This window comes from Arthrobacter sp. GAS37, from assembly GCF_044908325.1.
GTDB lineage: Bacteria > Actinomycetota > Actinomycetes > Actinomycetales > Micrococcaceae > Arthrobacter > Arthrobacter ramosus.
The window spans coordinates 157489-174934 of record NZ_JBIYDB010000007.1 but is presented as its reverse complement, the minus strand read 5'-3'; the positions used below and the strand labels follow the sequence as shown (position 1 = coordinate 174934).

The following is a 17446-nucleotide window of genomic DNA, read 5'->3' as shown; positions in this document are numbered from 1 at the left end:
GAACTCTACCTGCCCAGAACCTGGGCCGATGACCGGGAAAGATGCGCCCGGGCGGGGATCCCCACGACCAGGGAATTCTCCACGAAACCGGTACTGGCCGCGGACATGATCGACCGGGCCCTGGATGCCGGGATCCGGGCCCGCTGGGCCGCCGGGGACGCTGTCTACGGACAGCATTCGGGGCTGCGCCGCCGTCTGGAAGCCAGAGGTTTGCATTATGTGCTGGCCGTTCCCATGAACCAAAACATCATCACCCCCACCGCCGGCATCGGCGAGCAATGGCGCGCCGATAGACTCATCGCTTCGCTGCGTGCCAATGCCTGGCGGACCCGGACCGCCGGGGCCGGGACCAAGGGCGACCGCCGGTATTCCTGGGCACGAACCCGGATCAACGGACCCGCTGAAACAGGGGAACACTGGCTGCTGGCCCGCCGCTCCCTGAAAGACCCCGGCGATCTGGCGTACTACATCTGCCATGGCCCGACCCGGGTCTCGCTGGCCGAGCTGGTGCGGATCGCCGGCGCCCGCTGGGCGATCGAGGAAACCTTCCAAACTTCCAAGGGAGAAACCGGACTGGACCACTACCAGGTCCGCCAATACACCGGCTGGTACCGCCACATCACCCTCTCCATGTTCGCCCACGCCTTCCTGACCGTGATCCGCTCCAAAAAAGGGGCCCTGCCGCCGGAAACGGCGAACTGATCCGGCTCTCACTGCCCGAAATCAGGCGCCTGCTCGTCCGCCTCGTCTGGCACCGGACCACTGCCCCCGAACACGTCTTGGAACACTCAACCTGGCGGCGAAAACACCAACACCGCGCACGACATAGTCATTACAAGGCCCGCGGACACACCCTATAAACGCGACTGTAGTACTAGGACACAAAGCGCCCACCGAATCTCATCGACAGTGCTCACATAGCGTGCCTGATGCCTCGTCGGATACAGCATCCCAGTCTTTGCCTGCGTCGCCAGAGGTCGAAAAAGTAACGCAAACGTTGTGTCCTTTACGTAGACCGTGGACCCGGTCCATGAAACATGGCACGCCGGGGTGGGAGGGCGGCAAAATCGTTTATGAGCGTCCACAGCTGCACCTCCTCAAATGGGGGTGTCTGATGGACACTGCCACCGGCCGCCGCAGCTGCGTAGCGTGGTGGATGTGGACAGAAGAGACGAAATCCGTGAATTCCTGATCTCGCGTCGAGCGAAGGTCAGCCCGGAACAGGCCGGCATCCCCACATACAGGGAACTGCGCCGGGTGCCGGGGCTGCGCCGTGAGGAAGTGGCGCATCTCGCGGGGGTGAGCACGGATTACTACACCCGACTGGAACGCGGCAGTATCCGCGGCGTCTCTGACGCTGTGCTCGAGGCCGTGTCCTCGGCCCTTCAGTTGGACGAGGCTGAGCGGGCGCACCTGATGGATCTGGCAAGGACAGCCAACGCGCCGTCGCCGCGGGCGGCACGCCGGCCACCGCAGCAGAGAGTCCGTCCCGGAGTCCTGCGCCTGCTGGACGGGATGACCGCAGCGGTCGCCATCGTCCAGAACGGACGTTCGGACGTGCTGGCCGCAAACCTGCTGGGCCGCGCGCTGTACGGGCCGGTGTTCAGCTCCGCCGCACAGTTCAACTCAGCTGCACAACTCCACCCCGCCGAAAAGTCGGGACCGGGGACCCCCGCCCGGCTGCCGAACCAGGCCCGCTATCTGTTCCTCGATCCGGGCGCGGGTGACTTCTACCCCGACTGGCGCGCTATCGCGGCGACCACGGTCGCGATGCTGCGCCTGGAAGCGGGGCGGAACCCCGATGACCGGGCGTTGAACGAGCTGGTCGGGGAGCTGACGACGCGCAGCGCGCTGTTCGCGGCCCTGTGGGCCGGGCACGACGTGCGGATCCACACCACGGGCACGAAACGTTTCCATCACCCGCTCGCCGGGGACTTGTCCCTGCAGTTCGAGACGCTGGACCTTCCCGGCGACGAGGGGCAGACCCTGTTCACCTTCACCGCGGAGCCCGGCTCCGCGTCCGAGAACACGCTGGCGTTCCTCGCCAGCTGGGCGGGAACGCCTCCCGAAACAACCACCGCCGGCCCGGCCGGTGGAACCACCACCCCCGGCCCGCGCTCCCCCGCGCAGCCAGGAACACATATCCAAGGAAAGACAGAACCATGACTGAACAGAAAACCAGCCCGGAACAGACCAGCACAGAACAGCAGGAAGACATGACCGGGAAAAAAGTCTGGTTCATCACCGGAGCGGGCCGTGGCATGGGCACCGACATCGCGAAGGCGGCCCTTGCCGCCGGCCACGCGGTCGTCGCCACCGGCCGCAACCCGGAAAAAGTCACCCAGGCCATCGGCGAGAACAAGGACCTGCTGGCCGTGAAACTCGACGTCACCGACCCCGCCGCGGCGGAAGCGGCCGTGCAGGCCGCCGTCGACCGCTTCGGCCGGATCGACGTGCTCGTCAACAACGCCGGCAACTTCTACGCCGGATTCTTCGAAGAAATCACCCCCGAGGACTTCCGGGCACAGATCGAAACCACCATGTTCGGGCCCATGAACGTCACCCGGGCTGCCCTGCCGGTCCTGCGCACCCAGCGCTCGGGCCTGGTCGTCACGATCTCCTCGACCGCCGGCATCGCCGGAGGGGAGTTCCTGAGCGCCTACGCCGCGTCCAAGTTCGGCGTCGAGGGCTGGGCCGAGTCCCTCGCACCCGAAATCGCCCCCTTCGGGATCCGCACCATGCTCGTCGAACCCGGATTCTTCCGCACCGAACTGCTCACCCCCGAATCCACAAGCTACGCCGAATCCACCATCGCCGACTACGCCGAACGCACCGAACAGACCGTCACGGCGTGGAAGAGCATGAACGGCCTGCAGGGCGGGGACCCCGCCAAACTCGCCGACGCCCTGATCCAACTGGCCGAACTGGAGCAACCACCGCTGCGCTTCGCCGCCGGCGCCGACGCCGTGGAAACCTTCGAACAACGCGCCACGGCGCTCCAGGACCAGGCCGACGCCCACCGCGAACTCTCCAGCAACCTCGCCCACAACGACGCCTAACACCAGCCCCCACCCGCCGGCCTCGCTCCCCTTTACCTCCGGGGGCGCGGGACCGGCCGGCCGGGACCAGCCCTGCCCGAATCACTGCCACTACAGATCCGCTGAGCGCCAGTGGCTACCGGATGCCCAAAACCGGCCCCACTATTTGGAGGAAAACACCCCATGACAGCAAAACTGAGCGGAACCGCCGCCCTGATCACGGGGGCCAGCAGCGGCATCGGCGCCGCGACCGCACGGGAACTCGCCGCACTCGGCGCGTCCGTCGCGATCGTTGCTCGACGCCGGGACCGCCTCGAAACCCTCGCCGCCGACATCGAGAACGACGGCGGCACGGCGCTCGTCATCGAAGCCGACATCACCGACCGCGCCCAGGCCCAAGCCGCCGTAGAGAAGACCATCGAACGGTTCGGACAACTGGACATCCTGGTCAACAACGCAGGCCTGATGCTCCTGGGCCCGGTCCTCGGCGCGGACCCCGAAGACTGGGACCGCATGATCTCCGTCAACGTCCAGGGCCTGCTTCACACCACTCACGCCGCCCTGCCGCACCTGCTCAAAGCAGCCGAAAACAGCCCGCGCCAGGTCGCCGACATCGTGAACATCAGCTCGATCGCCGGCCGCGTGGCCTGGAATGGCTACGGCGTCTACAACCTGACCAAGTTCGGCGTCAACGGCTTCACTGAATCCCTCCGCCAGGAGGTCACCCGGCGCCACGTCCGAGTCGGTGTCCTGGAACCGGGCGGCGTCGACACCGAGCTGGCGTCGCACAACACCCCCGAGGTCCAGAGCGGGATGACAACGCCGTTCTACGAACAGACCGAAGTCCTCGCCTCTGCGGACATCGCCGACGGCGTCGCCTACATGGTCACCCGGCCCCGCTACGCCTCAATCGCCGAGCTGTGGATTATGCCCACCGACCAAGCCTAACCCCCGCGATGGATTGGATCCACCCATCGTGACGACCACAGCCACCCCGCCTACGGGCACCCGTTCGTCCCTGCTACCCCTCGTCGTGCTCAGCCTGTGTGGCTTCACCAGCATCACCACCGAACTGTTGCCTTCCGGGCTGCTGACCCGTATCGCCTCTGACCTTGGCACGGGGATCGCCGGGGCCGGGTCCCTGACCTCGGTGTACGCGGCCGCGATCGTTGTTACCGTCCTGCCCCTGACTCGGTTCACGATCCGGGTCCCGCGCCGGGTATTGTTCGCGGCGATCCTGTCCGTCTTCGCCGCCGCGAACATCCTCGTTGCCCTCAGCGCGACCGTGCCGATCGCGATCACCGGGCGGGTCCTGGCAGGGGTTGCGCACGGGCTGCTGTGGGCCATCATGGTCCCCATTGTCGGGAGGATCACCAACCCGGCACGGGCGGCGGGCACGCCGCTGGGAACCCTGCTCGGCCAGGCACTGGGCTGGCGCACGGCGTTCCTGATCCTGGCCCACTTCGCCGTCCTGACCTACATCGCCCCGTTCCTGGAACACGCAGGCCTGGGGGACATGGTCGGCGCCGGGCTCGCCATCCTGGGAATCGCCGGGCTGGCAGGAGTAGCCCTGGCCGGACGCGTGCCCCGTCGTGCCCTGTTCGCAGGTCTGCTGAGCGCACCGACGCTGATCGTCGCAGGCCTCCTCGGCCTGGGGGTGCTGCCCATGAACCTGGCCACCGCCCTCGTGCTCCTCAGTATCTGGGGAGCCGGATACGCCGCCGCGGCAGTCTTCGACCAACAAGTCGTCTTCATCGTCGGCCACGAGGCCCCCGATACCGTCACAAGCCTCTCGGTCGTCGCGATCCAGCTCGGCATCGCCCTGGGCGGACTCACCGTCGAGGCCCTCGGCGTGGCCTGGATCCCGGTTACCGGAGCGGTCTTCGCCGCCGTGTCCGTGGCCCTGCGCTCGCCCCTGCGCCGCTACCTACCCCGCCACACTCCGACAACCCACCAGATCTGACCACCCGGGTGCGAGTCACCGAATCAATCACAGAGGAGAAAAGCACAATGGAATACACACGTGTGGGCTCATCAGGCCTGAAGGTCAGCCGCATCTCCATGGGAACCATGGGGTACGGGGACGGCTCCCGGGAGAAATGGGCGATCGACTACGATGCTGCCGCGCCGTTCTTCCGGCAGGCCCTTGACCTGGGCATCACCTTCTGGGACACCGCAAACATCTACAGCTTCGGCGGTTCCGAGAAGATCGTCGGCCGCGCGATCAAGGAACTCACCCGCCGTGACGACATCGTCCTGGCCAGCAAAGTCCACCAGCACATGCACGACGGCCCCGGCGGATCCGGGCTCTCCCGCAAAGCCATCATGGAACAGGTGGACGCTTCCCTCACCCGGCTCGGCACCGATTACATCGACCTCTACCAGATCCACCGCTACGACCCGGAAACACCGGTCGGAGAAACCATGGAGGCACTCCACGACGTGGTCAAGGCCGGCAAGGCCCGCTACCTCGGCGCGTCCAGCATGTTCGCGTGGCAGTTCGCCAAGATCCAGTACGCCGCCGAAGCCAACGGCTACACAAAACCCCGGCAACGGTAGAACGCATGAACCGAAACTACGCCGGATCCCCTCAATACATGAACGACCCCCGCGCGTTCCCGGGCGGAGCAAACCTTTCACAATTCCCGGACACCCTGATCCTCAACGCCGAATACGACACACTACGTGCGTCCGGCGACGCGTTCGCATCAGAACTGGCAGCCCACCACGTGCCCGTCGAAAACGAACACCTACCAGGAACACGGCACGGATTCCTGAACCGGCCAGCGACACCTGCAATGACCACCGGCCTTGACCGCATCGCGTCATGGCTCCAGACACGGGCGCGATCCCTCGTGTAGCCCGGAGCACGCACGTGCGTTGACGGCATGTACGTCGAAGACTCAAGGGCGGACCGCCATGGGCACTTCCATAAAGCAGACGTAAGTGTTGACACTGTCCACGCCCCCTTTTGGCAGGACGAGCGGTCAGGCACAGCTCCCCATTACGACCAGAAGCAGCTTTCCAAGAAACGTCCGCGCCAAAGTCGGTTTCGTCATGCTGGATCCGGAATCCTGAACTGGTGTTGGCCATCCACAACCGACCGGACAGAACCGAAACGAGGAACCGCAAAACCCCACCCCAGAGCAGGCAGAGGGTCCACCAGCCAGGACACTGAACCCGCCACCCACACACCTGAACAGGCCACCGCGGCAGCCAGGCACCAGCCGCAACCAGCGTCAGAGGGACTCGATCAGAATCAATGTACACACGTTAAAGCAAAAACCCCCTCTGACGAGGGGGAATGCTGTGCCCGAGGTGTGACTCGAACCGCATTCCGGGCCTTGAAAACGGTAATACTGAAATTGGTCTTGAACCGGTGTGACTCACTTGAAAACTGACGTGCCTGCGGGTGCTGTCTTCCCTGTGATCTGTCCGCCGGTTCAAGTTCCGCTATAAGCACGTTGAGCCAGGCGGACATGACTTCATAGGAGCCTGATTCGACCAGTCCCATTACCGTTTTGTCTGCCCACCTGGCCCACGTGCCCGTCAACTAATCACTGGTACCTGAGGGGCAGTTTCCATTTTGGCAAAAGAACCGCTAAATGTCTTCGTCGGCGTCGACACGCATGCCGATACTCACCACGTCGCCATCATCAGCGAGTACGGCAAACCTCTGGCCGATCAGGAGTTCCTCGCCGTGGGCTCCGGATACCGCAAAATCCTGGACTTCATTGCCAGTCATGGAACGGCTGCCGCGGTGGGGGTCGAAGGAACCGGCTCATAAGGTGCCGGGCTGTCCAAGGTGCTCCGCAGCGAAGGGCTCACTGTCCTGGAGGTCAACCGGCCGAACCGGGCTCAGCGTCGCCTGAAAGGCAAATCCGATCCCCTGGATGCCTACCAGGCAGCCCAGTCAGTACTGGCTCAACGAGGCCTATCGACCCCGAAAGCCAAAGACGGACCCGTCGAATGCCTGCGGATCCTACGTACCGCGCGCTCTTCGGCGATGAAGGCCCGCACGGCAGCAGTCAATCAGATCAAGGGTCTCCTCGTGTCGGCACCGGACGCTCTCCGGGCGAAATACAGGGGGATGGCCACTCCTGCCATGATCACCGCCCTCCACCGGAGCAGGCAGTCAGGCCATATGGCCGACCCGGAATACATGACGGCCCTGACCTTGAAAACCCTGGCCACCCGTTACCAGGCGTTGGCCGAGGAAATCACCGCCGCCGATGCTGCCCTGCAAGAAATCCTCGATTCCTATGCGCCCTTGCTCTGCGACCTCGCAGGCGTAGGACAGGACGTTGCCAGCCAGCTCCTCGTCACCGTGGGAGACAACCGGGGACGGATCGGAAACGAAGCCCAGTTCGCGGCACTCGTCGGGGTTGCACCCGTCCCGGCATCGTCAGGAAAAACGACCCGCCACCGGCTCAGCCGAGGTGGTGACCGCAACGCAAACCGTGCCCTGCATCAAGTGGTGCTGACCCGCATGGCTTCGTGTCCACGCACGAAAAACTATGTCAGTAAACGCACCACGGAAGGAAAAAGCAAGCGAGAGATAATGCGTTGTCTCAAACGCTACGTATCCCGTGAAATATACCGACAGATATTCAACCCGGTACCGGCACCGGGCATCACCGACCTACGCCAGAAACGCAAAAGCCTCGGGTTGACCGTCAATGCGGTCGCCGGCGAACTCAGCCAATGGCCCTCCGTTATCTCCCGCATCGAACGAGGCCTCATGCGCAACGACGACCTCGCAACAAGCTACAGGAAATGGCTCGAGGAGCAGGGCACTCAAAAAACGAATTGACAACCATAGGAACATCACTGGGAACTCCCGAAAACATAGGCGGTACGAGCCAGTCCGACCGATGTACGACCCAGTCCGACGGAAAAAGTGTTGACACTGTCAACACTTCCTTTTTGCCCGTTGTGAATCCGTTCCCTGCGAAACCAAGGGGTGCATGAGTACTTGTCCAGGTTGTCGGGTCAGACGATCTGGATCCGCTCGTCGCCGAGTTCAACCTCGACACGAAGTCGGCCGCCGACAGCTTCAACGTATTTCCGCAATGTATCGACCTGGGCGCGGTCAATGTCGCCGTGCTCGATGCGGGACACCCTGTTCTGGCTGACGTGCAGACGCGCAGCCAGCTCGACCTGCGTCAGGTCGGATGCCTCCCGGAGCTCGCGAAGCCGGTAGGCCCGGACTTCATCGAGCAGGAGCTTCTTGTGGGCGTCCACAGCAACCCGGTCAACAGGCCGCTTGGCCAAGATTTCCTCGATAGTCTTTGCCATTACGATCCTCCTTTCAGAATCCTCAGATGATCATCGAACAGCTCATCTGCAATCGGGATATTTGTTTTGTACCACTTGCTCCAGTTACCTGCATTGTCGCCCGCAACGAGCAAAATCGCATGCCGCTCAGGGTCGAAGGCAAACAGGATCCGCAGTTCCGACCGGCCGCTCGACCCCGGGCGCAGTTCCTTCATGTTCTGATGCCGTGAACGGACCACCGTGTCGACGAGCGGCCTGCCAAGCTGGGGACCACGCTCAGCAAGAAGCTCCAACGCGGCGATCACCTGCTCGTACGAGTCCTATTCGAGCCCCAACAGCCACGACTCCACCAGACCTAAGTCGACTTTCCCCACCAAAGCCATGATACAACCCACAGGTTTTACAACTCAAGAGGTATAACCACGGAGAGCAGACTCGCCTAACCAGGCTTCAGCTTGTCCTAAGGAGTTTCAAGACACCTCGATGAGACAGCTACGACCCTGAATCGGTGGGAAATCGGGGCCATGACCGCATCCCCTCATAACTAGAGTTTCTGAGGCGCCTGACCCGGGCTGAGACGACGCCTGCCGCACGTCCGGACGTCAGGATGTCGCCGAGTTAGTCGAACTTCAGTGACAGCAGCATCCGGGCGACCGACTCATGGTCGGGGGACTTCAGCCACGCCTGGGCCTCATCCATGGTGTTGAAATACCGAAAAGAACTCCATTGCGCAACGATGGAATGGCCAAGTGGCGTCTCAATCTTATGGAGTCCTCCGAAGTTCGCGCCCACTGACGCAGGAGGCGTAGAAGTGTCTGCGAGCTGGGTTATCGCCAATACAGGCTTTTCCCAGCCCAGTTGGGCGTCCTGACCCGCCGACTTTATCTCCCGAGAGTCCAGCGCGAAAGACTGCACCTGCAAGCTACAGGTCGTACAAACTTTGGCCGACGCTTGCAGGTTGCCTCTGCCATTGACCGGCGGCTGCACAAGGTGTGTCGGAATGGTCGTCGGCGGTACCGGCTCGAAATCAAGTGGGAAGGACAACTCTGCCAGTACCTGGCCACGCTCGTCTTTTACTTGGACCTGATGGTTCAAGTAGGCAGCCGTGACGTTCCATTCCGGGCGATAGTTGAACTTGAAGTGAATCTGGTCAGAGGGCCCCGCGAAGTAATTGTCCGGTGTCGTTCCGTCGAATTGTCTCTCCAGACCAAAGTCGCCGACATTCATGTCGCGGATGAATTGTGCTGCGTCGGCGAGTGCCTCCTTGCTGGTCGGCAAGGCACCATGGTTACACGGACCTCCGATGAAGTTCAGGACCGTAGCCCATGAAGACATCGCAATGCCGGCCTGGCCTGAGCTCCTCTCGTCCAGATATGAGTTATCCGTGACCAGGTCAAAGAATCCAAGCTGGAGGGCATGTGCATTGATCTCCGAAGCTGTGAGCTGGCAGACTACCTTCTTTTCACCCAAGTAGGCACCTATGGGGCTCGATCCTTGGAAGGAGCCCGGGTATCCAAGGGCCGACTCAGTCGGAACAATACTGTCCCCGACATCAATTTCGGCGGCATCACGCAATTTGAGGCCGAAAAACGTGACCGCGACGTTGACCTGACCGGCCACAGATGCGATTTTTTGCCCCGACTGAACATAAGGGACCGGGGCGCATGGCGCGGGGTGAGGGAAGGCAAGGCATTTGGAGGCGGGAGAATCATTTGGAGGAGTGGAGACCTTATTCCATTCGGGAACGATGCCTCCCCTGAATTGTGGGGAAACTCTGGAGATGGTCTCATCAAGGGTTGCCAGCCCGCCGTAAAAAGGCGTCCCTTGATGTGGCGTGCCCAGGGTCACGATGCCGACCAAGGCGTCCGAACGTCCGTCTGCAGCGAGATAAGTTGTTGCTGCACGGCTCACCAAACCACCCATCGAGTGAGCTACCACGGCCACTTGACCTGCGCCGAATCCTGCTTTGCTCGCATCCGAGAGGTGCTCGATGAGTTCGGCTAGACACCCGCTGATCTTCTCTTCTGCCCCCCACGTGGTGTTCGCCCAGCCATAATCAAAGGTGAATACCTGATAACCGTCGCCCAGGGCTTTGGCGAGCAGCGGTACAGTTTCACGCTCGGCGGCTGCACCGGTCGCCGTCCATCCGTGAACGTACACGACCGGAATCCCTCGGATTTCGCTTATGGAGTCCGCTGACTGCGATGGACAGGTCCTGACAGTAGTAGCGGCTTGTGATGGCGCGGCAATTAAACCTGCCGCCAGCAAAAGAATAAGGACCGCAAAGCCAGCGATGTACTTCTTCATCGGACAGGCTCCTCATAAACAACAACGAGGTGCCCGCTACTGTCCCTTAGGAACCCAACTCGCCACGACAGTCCGGTTGTATCCCTTGCAACCATCTCCCATCCTGGCCCGTTGTCCAACTGGTGAAGCGTTGAGGTATCGAGCTTGATGTCCATCGCTTTCAACTTCTCGAGAGTCCCAGGATCCACCGCCTCGCCGCTGGGCTCTCCGAGGATCGAAAGGATCGCCTTCGAATCACCGGACGATATAGCTCGCTGGAGAGCGAGCAGCTCCTGATCGGTAGGTGGCGACTGGTTGACCGGTGAGCTCGACATTGTTGGAGTCGCTGCAGCTTCACCTGCACCATCCCTCAAGATGAAGGCCCACACTCCGATGCCGCCGACCAGAACAAGCACCAAAATTCCAAAAAGGAACCTCAGCCGTCGCCCCATTTCTCCCCCCCGTTCTGATAACAAAGCCTGGACTGACTATAAGGGCCGCCACCAGCATTTCGGGTCGATTCGGAAATAGTGGCAGAAGTTACGGGGCGGCTCGGAGAGGAGCAAGCTTGGAAGAAGGAAGAACTAGGCTGAACATCCCAACTCGCGATGAGACCGGTGTACAAGGCGCCCCCTTAAAACCGCGTTCCGCGGCACCCGTCGAGCCAGTCGGCACCGGATAATCTGCCTCGCTACGCTCTTCGACGGGGAGGACAACAACCTTAGGGCCAGTCGGTGCAGCACGACAGGGAGGTGCCCGCATGCCTCCCGAGCGCGGGACGTGTTTCAACCATCCCGGGCGCAATTGCGCGACAAAGTCACGTGCGCCGGCTAGGATGGCTTTCTCGGCGTGGTGGTAACACGTCACAGCGAAAAGGCCTGGTCGAGGTCAGGTCGAGGTTTTCTGTCTGGATGGAGCTCAGGCACACGAAGGGGGTCGCTGTACCAAGTATGCGGGCCATTGACGCCCATGCTCTCCCATATCTTCTGAGTTCTGTGAAGCCCCCTGGCCCGTATCCGACACTGAACTGGCGGTCATCACCTATTGGTGCAGATGTATGACGCAGCAATGCCCTTCAAGGACACTCAGCACTTCGGTTGTGGCTAGGGTAGGTTTTCCCCTCTGGCATTCCGTCCCCACTCTGAGTGGGCCGAACTCGCTCTGCCGATTCGGAGCCAGCAGTCTGTGGATCGCCCAACGGCCTTTCTACCCTCGCATAGCTGAGCCGAAATACGTGGTCCGGCACCGGCCAACTGTTGCAGCGATCATCGGTAACGATCCAGTCCCCTGGCTCTGCTGTCGCTTCCCCTTCAAGGCTTTTGACGTACTCCCTCGCCATTGTTTGCCGTGCTGTCACAAGTCCACGTCGACAAAAGGTGCCCTCACTAATTGCCTCATACAACTTCTCGAACTCGACTGCTGCAACTGTGCGTTCTCCACCCTCTGGCGAGCTGACAATCCAATCGCCCACTTCGCCAGACAACCGGTCGCCTTGGCTCGATTGCCAGGTGTGGGCCTCCGTCAGCTGTCTCGCCGCCACCTCACCGACACGCTGGTATCTCACCTCCGAACGCACAGGCACGATGCCGAAGGCGCGAAGAACCTCAAGCGATCGTCGCACGACCTTCTCCTTGTTCCAGCTATGCAGACCGCGCTTGCCGCCCAACGCCTTGCTGTCTTCCGGGATGGCACGGTCTCGGATTGGAGTCCCCTTGGCATCAATAGGAATTCCGGTCTCCCACATCCTGATGTTGCGATTCACCCTTTTCTCATCTTCCTGGGTGAGTCTGGCGATTTTGGCGTCCTCGGACTCGTCTTCTGGCGGATCACCTATGTCGCCTGACCAGCCGTTCTCAATCCGGAGTTTCACCCAGCGCTCATGCTCACTGCGTGCAAGCATCGTCAGTTCTTCATCGTCAGGTACTCCTCCCTCAATAGGCCCGTATGGCGACCAACTCCGGCCTGACTTCGGACACCACCAAGTCGCTAGGAGGTGTCGAAGCTGTCTGAGGTTGTCTTCACGAACGAATTCGGGGGCTCTCTGGCCCGCAGGTTCACCTGTGTCTCCCCACGGTTGTCGAGCCGGACGACCGTCCGAGCCGTTCTCCTTGATGTACGCCCCGTGCAGATGACGGGCCAGGCGAGTCCATCCGTCCTCTGGAGCCGCCATACGGGATTCACCTGCGCTCGTCAATATCGTCCTGTGCAGCATCGGCCCAAAGCGGGTGACGAGCGCCCTCCGCGTTTCCCCTACACGCTCGAGCGACTCAATTCCCCTAGCTTCTGGGTCCAGAGCGAATACTCTAGCTTGGGGGTACATCCGGGCTAGGCGTGCAGCGGCGCCCGCTGTCTCGTGGGTAGCCTCGCAAATTACCAGCGCGGTTGATCCAGCTGGTTCGCCTTGCAGCACGGCGCCGACTGAGTCTTGCCAGTATTCCTCGCGGACCTCAACCACGTCGGTTCCCAGGGCCGCCGACGTCGGAGGCCCGGAGCGCCTCCATTCCTCGAGCACATGGCGGGCACGTTTCCCTACGAGGACAATGCGAAGCGGCAGATCGTGAGTCGGAACGCTTGTGACCGTGACGCCCGTTCGCTCCGCGCGGGCCAGATCTACCATGGACCAGGCACGCCAAGCGATGGCATCAAGTAGTGCAGTTACCAGCCCGCTATCACCTTGGATCAGCAACGTCTGGCACCCCGTTGAAGCGAGATCGTCCACAAGTTCTCTCGCTACGAGTTCGTCCGTGGAGATCGCGTCGATGAACCCGTGGTCCGCGGAGGGGTGGGCGAGTCGGAAGTCGAGCGCCTCGCGGGCATCGTCCAGCCGGGCGGTTAGCCGCGGGATGACTCGTGCCGAGTCTTGAAGCTCCGTTCCGTCGAGTGCCCGCGTTGCTGCGTCGATGATGCGGAGATTCACGTGTTGTCGCTCTGTTACTGCGAAGAGTCGACGGAGGCTGGGGACTCTCTCCCCCGGTCGCCATAACCGGCGGTGAGTGAGAATTGGTCGAAGAATAGCCGGGTCTGTGGCGTTGCCCACGATCGCAATCGCCCCCGACGCTGCCACATCAGCCACGAGCGGATTGAGTGCATCGTCGTACAAGACGACGACACGTGTCCGCGGCCGACGGCCTCTCCCGGCCCACCGGGGATCGCAATCCGTCTGGGGGTTAGCTTCATCGAGAAGTGCCTGCACTAAGGGCTCCGACATCGGAGTCAACCCCACGACCAAATCGACGTCGCGAGCCCATTTGACTGCGAAGCGCGAAAGTACGTGGCGCGATAGCAGCACGACTACTGTGGCGGCGCTGGTAAAGGTGGCTCCAATCGTAGCAAAGCGCGCCAGGTCCAAGGCCAGGGGAAGCGCGCCGGTGCACGGCGTGGTTGCCTGGGGTCCGATGACAACGCCCTCAAATGCACCGACGAACAGCAGCACGGTGTGAGTGAGCGGCGTTAGGAATGGGACACCACCGCTACACGGCAAGAACGACAAGAACCCGAGGACAATGCCCACGACGGCGAACACGAAAATGACGCTAAGCATACCGGCTGGCGCCCCACCCAGCCCGGGTGGCCCGGCACGCCAAGCGCGTTGCTGACGTGCCCTGGGCGCCCAGAATAGTGCAAGCGATGCGGCCACCAGTGCGACCAGCGTGAGGGAATAGAGAGGATTACCGGGGCCAGGCAGAAACCATGGCGCCGACGGAAGCGCAGCCCAAGGCCACCGGTTCAGCGCCGTCATACCGATCCAGAGTACAAGGGCCGTGGCCGTCAGTGCAGGGCAAAGATAAACGTGCGGACTTATCCAACGTTGCCATAAAGGTATATGGATATTCCGCAAGTCACTCACCTGCACGTCACTTCGCATACGACCCCTTCACCCGTCATACTCCAGCGGACCAATGCCATGGAGGCGAGACGCTAGAAAGTGGCCACGATTCGATCTGTGCTCCAAATCCGAAACCCATCCGAGATGGGCGCGCCTTAGCAAGTTGACTAGAATCGAATACTACTTGCTCCGCACGAAATCATCACCCACGATTCGCGCTTTACGCACCGGTTGCAGAAAGCACCGCCGTAGCGACTTCTCGCCAGAATCGGGGGCTGAGTTCGTTGAGTCCCTTCATCTAGAATGCAAAGCTGCTTGAGTTCAGTTTGCTTTATTACGTGTCTAAGTGAGCCTCTCCAAGTACGCTATGGCAATGACTCAGGGGGAACCGATTTGGATCTATCGCGTCGGAGAAACGTGTGCCGACATCGAGCAACTGGCGAGCGAACTCATAGCACGCGGCAAAACCGTCACCGGGCCCACAGACGACTTGCCAACCATTCCGATCAGCCTGCTTGTCGTTGCGATAGCAGCTGAAGCCTCGGTCGACCAGGAAGCCTTGGAGAGCGAGCTTGATCCTTGGCGCGAGCAGTTGGTACCTGTCGTAGAAGGCTCAGCGGCCTCAGCGATTCTCGGCAAGCTTTCGCAGTTGATCCTTGGCGATCTTCCCATGTCGAAAGTGGTTGAACGGATAGCTCTGCTTTCCGAGGTTGGGGGATCGACCCTCGCAGCGCTGGTCCGCCTTGAAGGCGTTGCGGATCAGTGGATCGGCGCCGGCAGAACCAGCACTAGGCTGTTACGCGGCCCAACCGTCGACGATGCCATGAAGACTATCGGCGCCTCATCGGCTACCGCATCTGCGCACGTCCACGAATTCGTCAGGGCGAGCCTTGAAGCCCGTCGCCGGCGAAGCCTGCTGTTTCGCTCGATTTCCGCCGCCGTCGCCGGCATCCTTGTTACCGGTTCCATCATTGCTCTTGTCCAACGCCAAGATGCGGACGCTTCAGCTGCTCTGGCTCAGACGCGCGCCAGAGCAGCGCAGAGCGTGCGTCTCTCCGGACTTGCCACAACTCTCCTCGGGTCCGACCCAGATCTACCCTGGATCCTGACAGCTCAGGCCCTTCATGAGAGCCTAACCACAGAAGCAGTGTCCGCGGCACGACAAGTCGTTCAGACAGTTCCGGCCCATCGGAGCATAGAACTGCCCGGATTACCACGCTCGATGGCCTCGGATGCAACCACCGGGGCGATCGTGCTGCGCTACGTGGACGGAAGCACCGATGTGCGGGACGGCGCCGACGGTCGCCGGACCCATCATTTCGCTGCGGACCCGGCGGATAGCATCTCTCCGGCCGCGATCGCGCCAGGCGGCAAGGTCATCCTGATCGGGAAGCGGTTCGTCGATGTCGACAGCGGCCATACTGTACGGGCGCTCACGGGAACCTTCTGCGGCTGGGCGGGCACATCAAGTGCTCTGGTGGTCAATCAGGGCGACCTCTCCGTCCTTGACATCCAAACAGGGTCGACAGATCCCACGCACGTAACCCTCAAATCGCCCGATGCCGTCGTATGTTCACTGGCCGCGAAAGCCCCAATTGCGACGCTACTGGATGGAAACCGGGTCCTCTCGGTAGACCTGCGCACCGGCGAAGCTCTAGCTCCCGCAACCGTAGAGGTGCCAGATAGAAAGGTGGGTATCGCCACCAGTGATGACGGATCGACGGTTTACGTCGCCCTTGAGGCGGGCGCAAAGGGCTTCCAGCGTACGAACAACGGGCTGGTCGCCACACATGTCTCAGGGCATGGGGAAATGGTTGTCAGTAGCGGAAGTAACTGGCTTGTCGGATTCAACATGCTTCAGACCACGCAGGTCGGGGTAAGCTCCGGAACCATATCCGAACAGTATCTCGCCCACCGGGGGCCGATCACTGGGATTGGCGCCCTGCCAGGAGGCCGCACGGCGACATGCGGCGCCGATCAATATCTACGTCTCTGGGAAGCCCCACCGGCCATCGCCTACCCCGAACCCGCAGGAGGCCAGATTCTCAGCACATTTGCCACGTCGGAGCCGTTAACCAGGGTGTTTTACCGACCCCAGGTCGCCTTATCCAAGGATGGCAGCACCATCACGGTTTCGGATCCAGATACTGGGGCTGTTGACGTGCTCGACTCTTCAAACCTGACAAAACTGAGGGCAGTCTTCCCCGGTTCCATGTTCGGAAGTGTTCCCGTTACAGATCAGAGGGCTCTCGTCTTCAATCAGCTCGCTGGGCGCGGCGATTTCTATGTCGTCGATGTACCGGCCGGCAAGGTCGTATGGCGTTCCAGCGTCGGGAATCTGCTCACCGGTTTCATCATTGGAACTGCCAGCGACGACGGAGCCCGGGCCGCCTTCGCCAGCCCGCAGGGCATGGTCTCAAAAGGCGCTGATGGTTCGCAGGAAAGCACCCAGTTCTCTCCATCCAGTACCCCGATCTGGGTTGGATTGGTCGGCGGCACCGCCATCGCAGTCACCAGCGGCGGTACGGTCTACCGTGAGAAGGCCTCCCCGACCTCACTTTCAGAGCTCGGGTCCCCAGCGGTGGCAGCCACCGCCGGACCGACTGGCGATGTCTTCATTGTCAGCTCGAACGGTACCTTGGCAGAACAGGCCGACGGCCAGCTGCGGGTAATCGGCCATCTCAGCACCACGCTGGGCGCGTACGCCATGCGAGTCTCCGAAGACGAATCACGAGTCGCCGTGTTGGGCTCATCCGGCGGGATCATAGTCAGCGCCAAAGACGGAAGCACCATTTTGAATCTCTCGCCGATTGACGACCGGGATTCGCACATCCGGGACGTTGCACTAGGTGGCAATACCGCATGGGAGATCCGAGCTGACGGAGGCGTTTTGAAAGTGCCTCTTACCTCCGAGAAGGAATTATCAGCCTGGCTCGATCACAGTGCGCCGCGGCCTGAAAATGAAACTGAGAACAGGTCGCTTTCAAACCTGACCACCACAATCGGAGCCGACTAGTGG

The 17446-nt window shown here is 61.7% G+C and carries 15 protein-coding genes; 9 read left to right on the top strand and 6 right to left on the bottom strand.

Features of this window, described 5'->3' with window-relative positions:
- The 7 genes from ABH924_RS08900 to ABH924_RS08870 all read left to right on the top strand — a co-directional run.
- The coding region (locus ABH924_RS08900) for an IS701 family transposase (protein WP_404498112.1) at positions 1 to 702 on the top strand (702 nt) is incomplete at its 5' end.
- A gap of 456 nt (positions 703 to 1158) precedes the next feature.
- The gene (locus ABH924_RS08895) at positions 1159 to 2166 is read left to right on the top strand and encodes a helix-turn-helix transcriptional regulator (RefSeq protein ID WP_404498111.1); all 1008 of its coding nucleotides are present in this window, start codon (positions 1159 to 1161) and stop codon (positions 2164 to 2166) included.
- On the top strand, positions 2163 to 3059 hold the full coding sequence (locus tag ABH924_RS08890) for an SDR family oxidoreductase (RefSeq protein ID WP_404498110.1): 897 nt from the start codon (positions 2163 to 2165) through the stop codon (positions 3057 to 3059). Before ABH924_RS08895 ends, ABH924_RS08890 begins: the two co-directional genes overlap by 4 nt.
- 162 nt (positions 3060 to 3221) lie before the next feature.
- On the top strand, positions 3222 to 3986 hold the full coding sequence (locus ABH924_RS08885) for an SDR family NAD(P)-dependent oxidoreductase (protein ID WP_404498109.1): 765 nt from the start codon (positions 3222 to 3224) through the stop codon (positions 3984 to 3986).
- 28 nt (positions 3987 to 4014) lie between these two features.
- On the top strand, positions 4015 to 5001 hold the full coding sequence (locus ABH924_RS08880; RefSeq protein WP_404498108.1) for an MFS transporter: 987 nt from the start codon (positions 4015 to 4017) through the stop codon (positions 4999 to 5001).
- Between the two features lie 47 nt (positions 5002 to 5048).
- A complete protein-coding gene (locus ABH924_RS08875; RefSeq protein ID WP_404498107.1) occupies positions 5049 to 5597 on the top strand; it encodes an aldo/keto reductase in 549 nt (182 codons plus the stop codon).
- A gap of 5 nt (positions 5598 to 5602) precedes the next feature.
- A complete protein-coding gene (locus tag ABH924_RS08870; protein WP_404498106.1) occupies positions 5603 to 5899 on the top strand; it encodes an alpha/beta hydrolase in 297 nt (98 codons plus the stop codon).
- Positions 5900 to 6639: 740 nt separating this feature from the next.
- On the opposite strand, the gene ABH924_RS08865 is transcribed toward ABH924_RS08870, so the two are convergent.
- On the bottom strand, positions 6640 to 6783 hold the full coding sequence (locus ABH924_RS08865) for a hypothetical protein (protein ID WP_404498105.1): 144 nt from the start codon (positions 6781 to 6783) through the stop codon (positions 6640 to 6642).
- A gap of 60 nt (positions 6784 to 6843) precedes the next feature.
- On the opposite strand from ABH924_RS08865, the gene ABH924_RS08860 reads away from it, so the two are divergent.
- Positions 6844 to 7851: a transposase gene (locus ABH924_RS08860; protein ID WP_404498104.1), complete on the top strand. Its 1008-nt coding sequence runs from the start codon at positions 6844 to 6846 to the stop codon at positions 7849 to 7851.
- 179 nt (positions 7852 to 8030) lie between these two features.
- Here ABH924_RS08860 and ABH924_RS08855 read toward each other — a convergent pair whose 3' ends face one another.
- From ABH924_RS08855 to ABH924_RS08835, 5 genes are all read right to left on the bottom strand, one after another.
- Positions 8031 to 8336: a helix-turn-helix domain-containing protein gene (locus tag ABH924_RS08855; protein WP_404498103.1), complete on the bottom strand. Its 306-nt coding sequence runs from the start codon at positions 8334 to 8336 to the stop codon at positions 8031 to 8033.
- Positions 8336 to 8620 carry a type II toxin-antitoxin system RelE/ParE family toxin gene (locus tag ABH924_RS08850; RefSeq protein WP_404498102.1) on the bottom strand — a complete coding sequence of 95 codons (285 nt, stop codon included), beginning with the start codon at positions 8618 to 8620 and terminating at the stop codon, positions 8336 to 8338. Before ABH924_RS08850 ends, ABH924_RS08855 begins: the two co-directional genes overlap by 1 nt.
- Before the next feature lie 313 nt (positions 8621 to 8933).
- Positions 8934 to 10622 (bottom strand): esterase/lipase family protein, encoded by a 1689-nt coding sequence (locus ABH924_RS08845; RefSeq protein ID WP_404498101.1) that lies wholly within the window; start codon positions 10620 to 10622, stop codon positions 8934 to 8936.
- The gene (locus tag ABH924_RS08840; protein ID WP_404498100.1) at positions 10619 to 11053 is read right to left on the bottom strand and encodes a hypothetical protein; all 435 of its coding nucleotides are present in this window, start codon (positions 11051 to 11053) and stop codon (positions 10619 to 10621) included. Before ABH924_RS08840 ends, ABH924_RS08845 begins: the two co-directional genes overlap by 4 nt.
- Positions 11054 to 11676: 623 nt before the next feature.
- Positions 11677 to 14124, bottom strand: coding sequence for a hypothetical protein (locus tag ABH924_RS08835; RefSeq protein ID WP_404498099.1), 2448 nt, complete (start codon positions 14122 to 14124; stop codon positions 11677 to 11679).
- A 676-nt stretch (positions 14125 to 14800) separates the two neighbouring features.
- Here ABH924_RS08835 and ABH924_RS08830 point away from each other — a divergent pair.
- The gene (locus ABH924_RS08830; protein ID WP_404498098.1) at positions 14801 to 17443 is read left to right on the top strand and encodes a hypothetical protein; all 2643 of its coding nucleotides are present in this window, start codon (positions 14801 to 14803) and stop codon (positions 17441 to 17443) included.
- Positions 17444 to 17446: the final 3 nt, after the last annotated feature.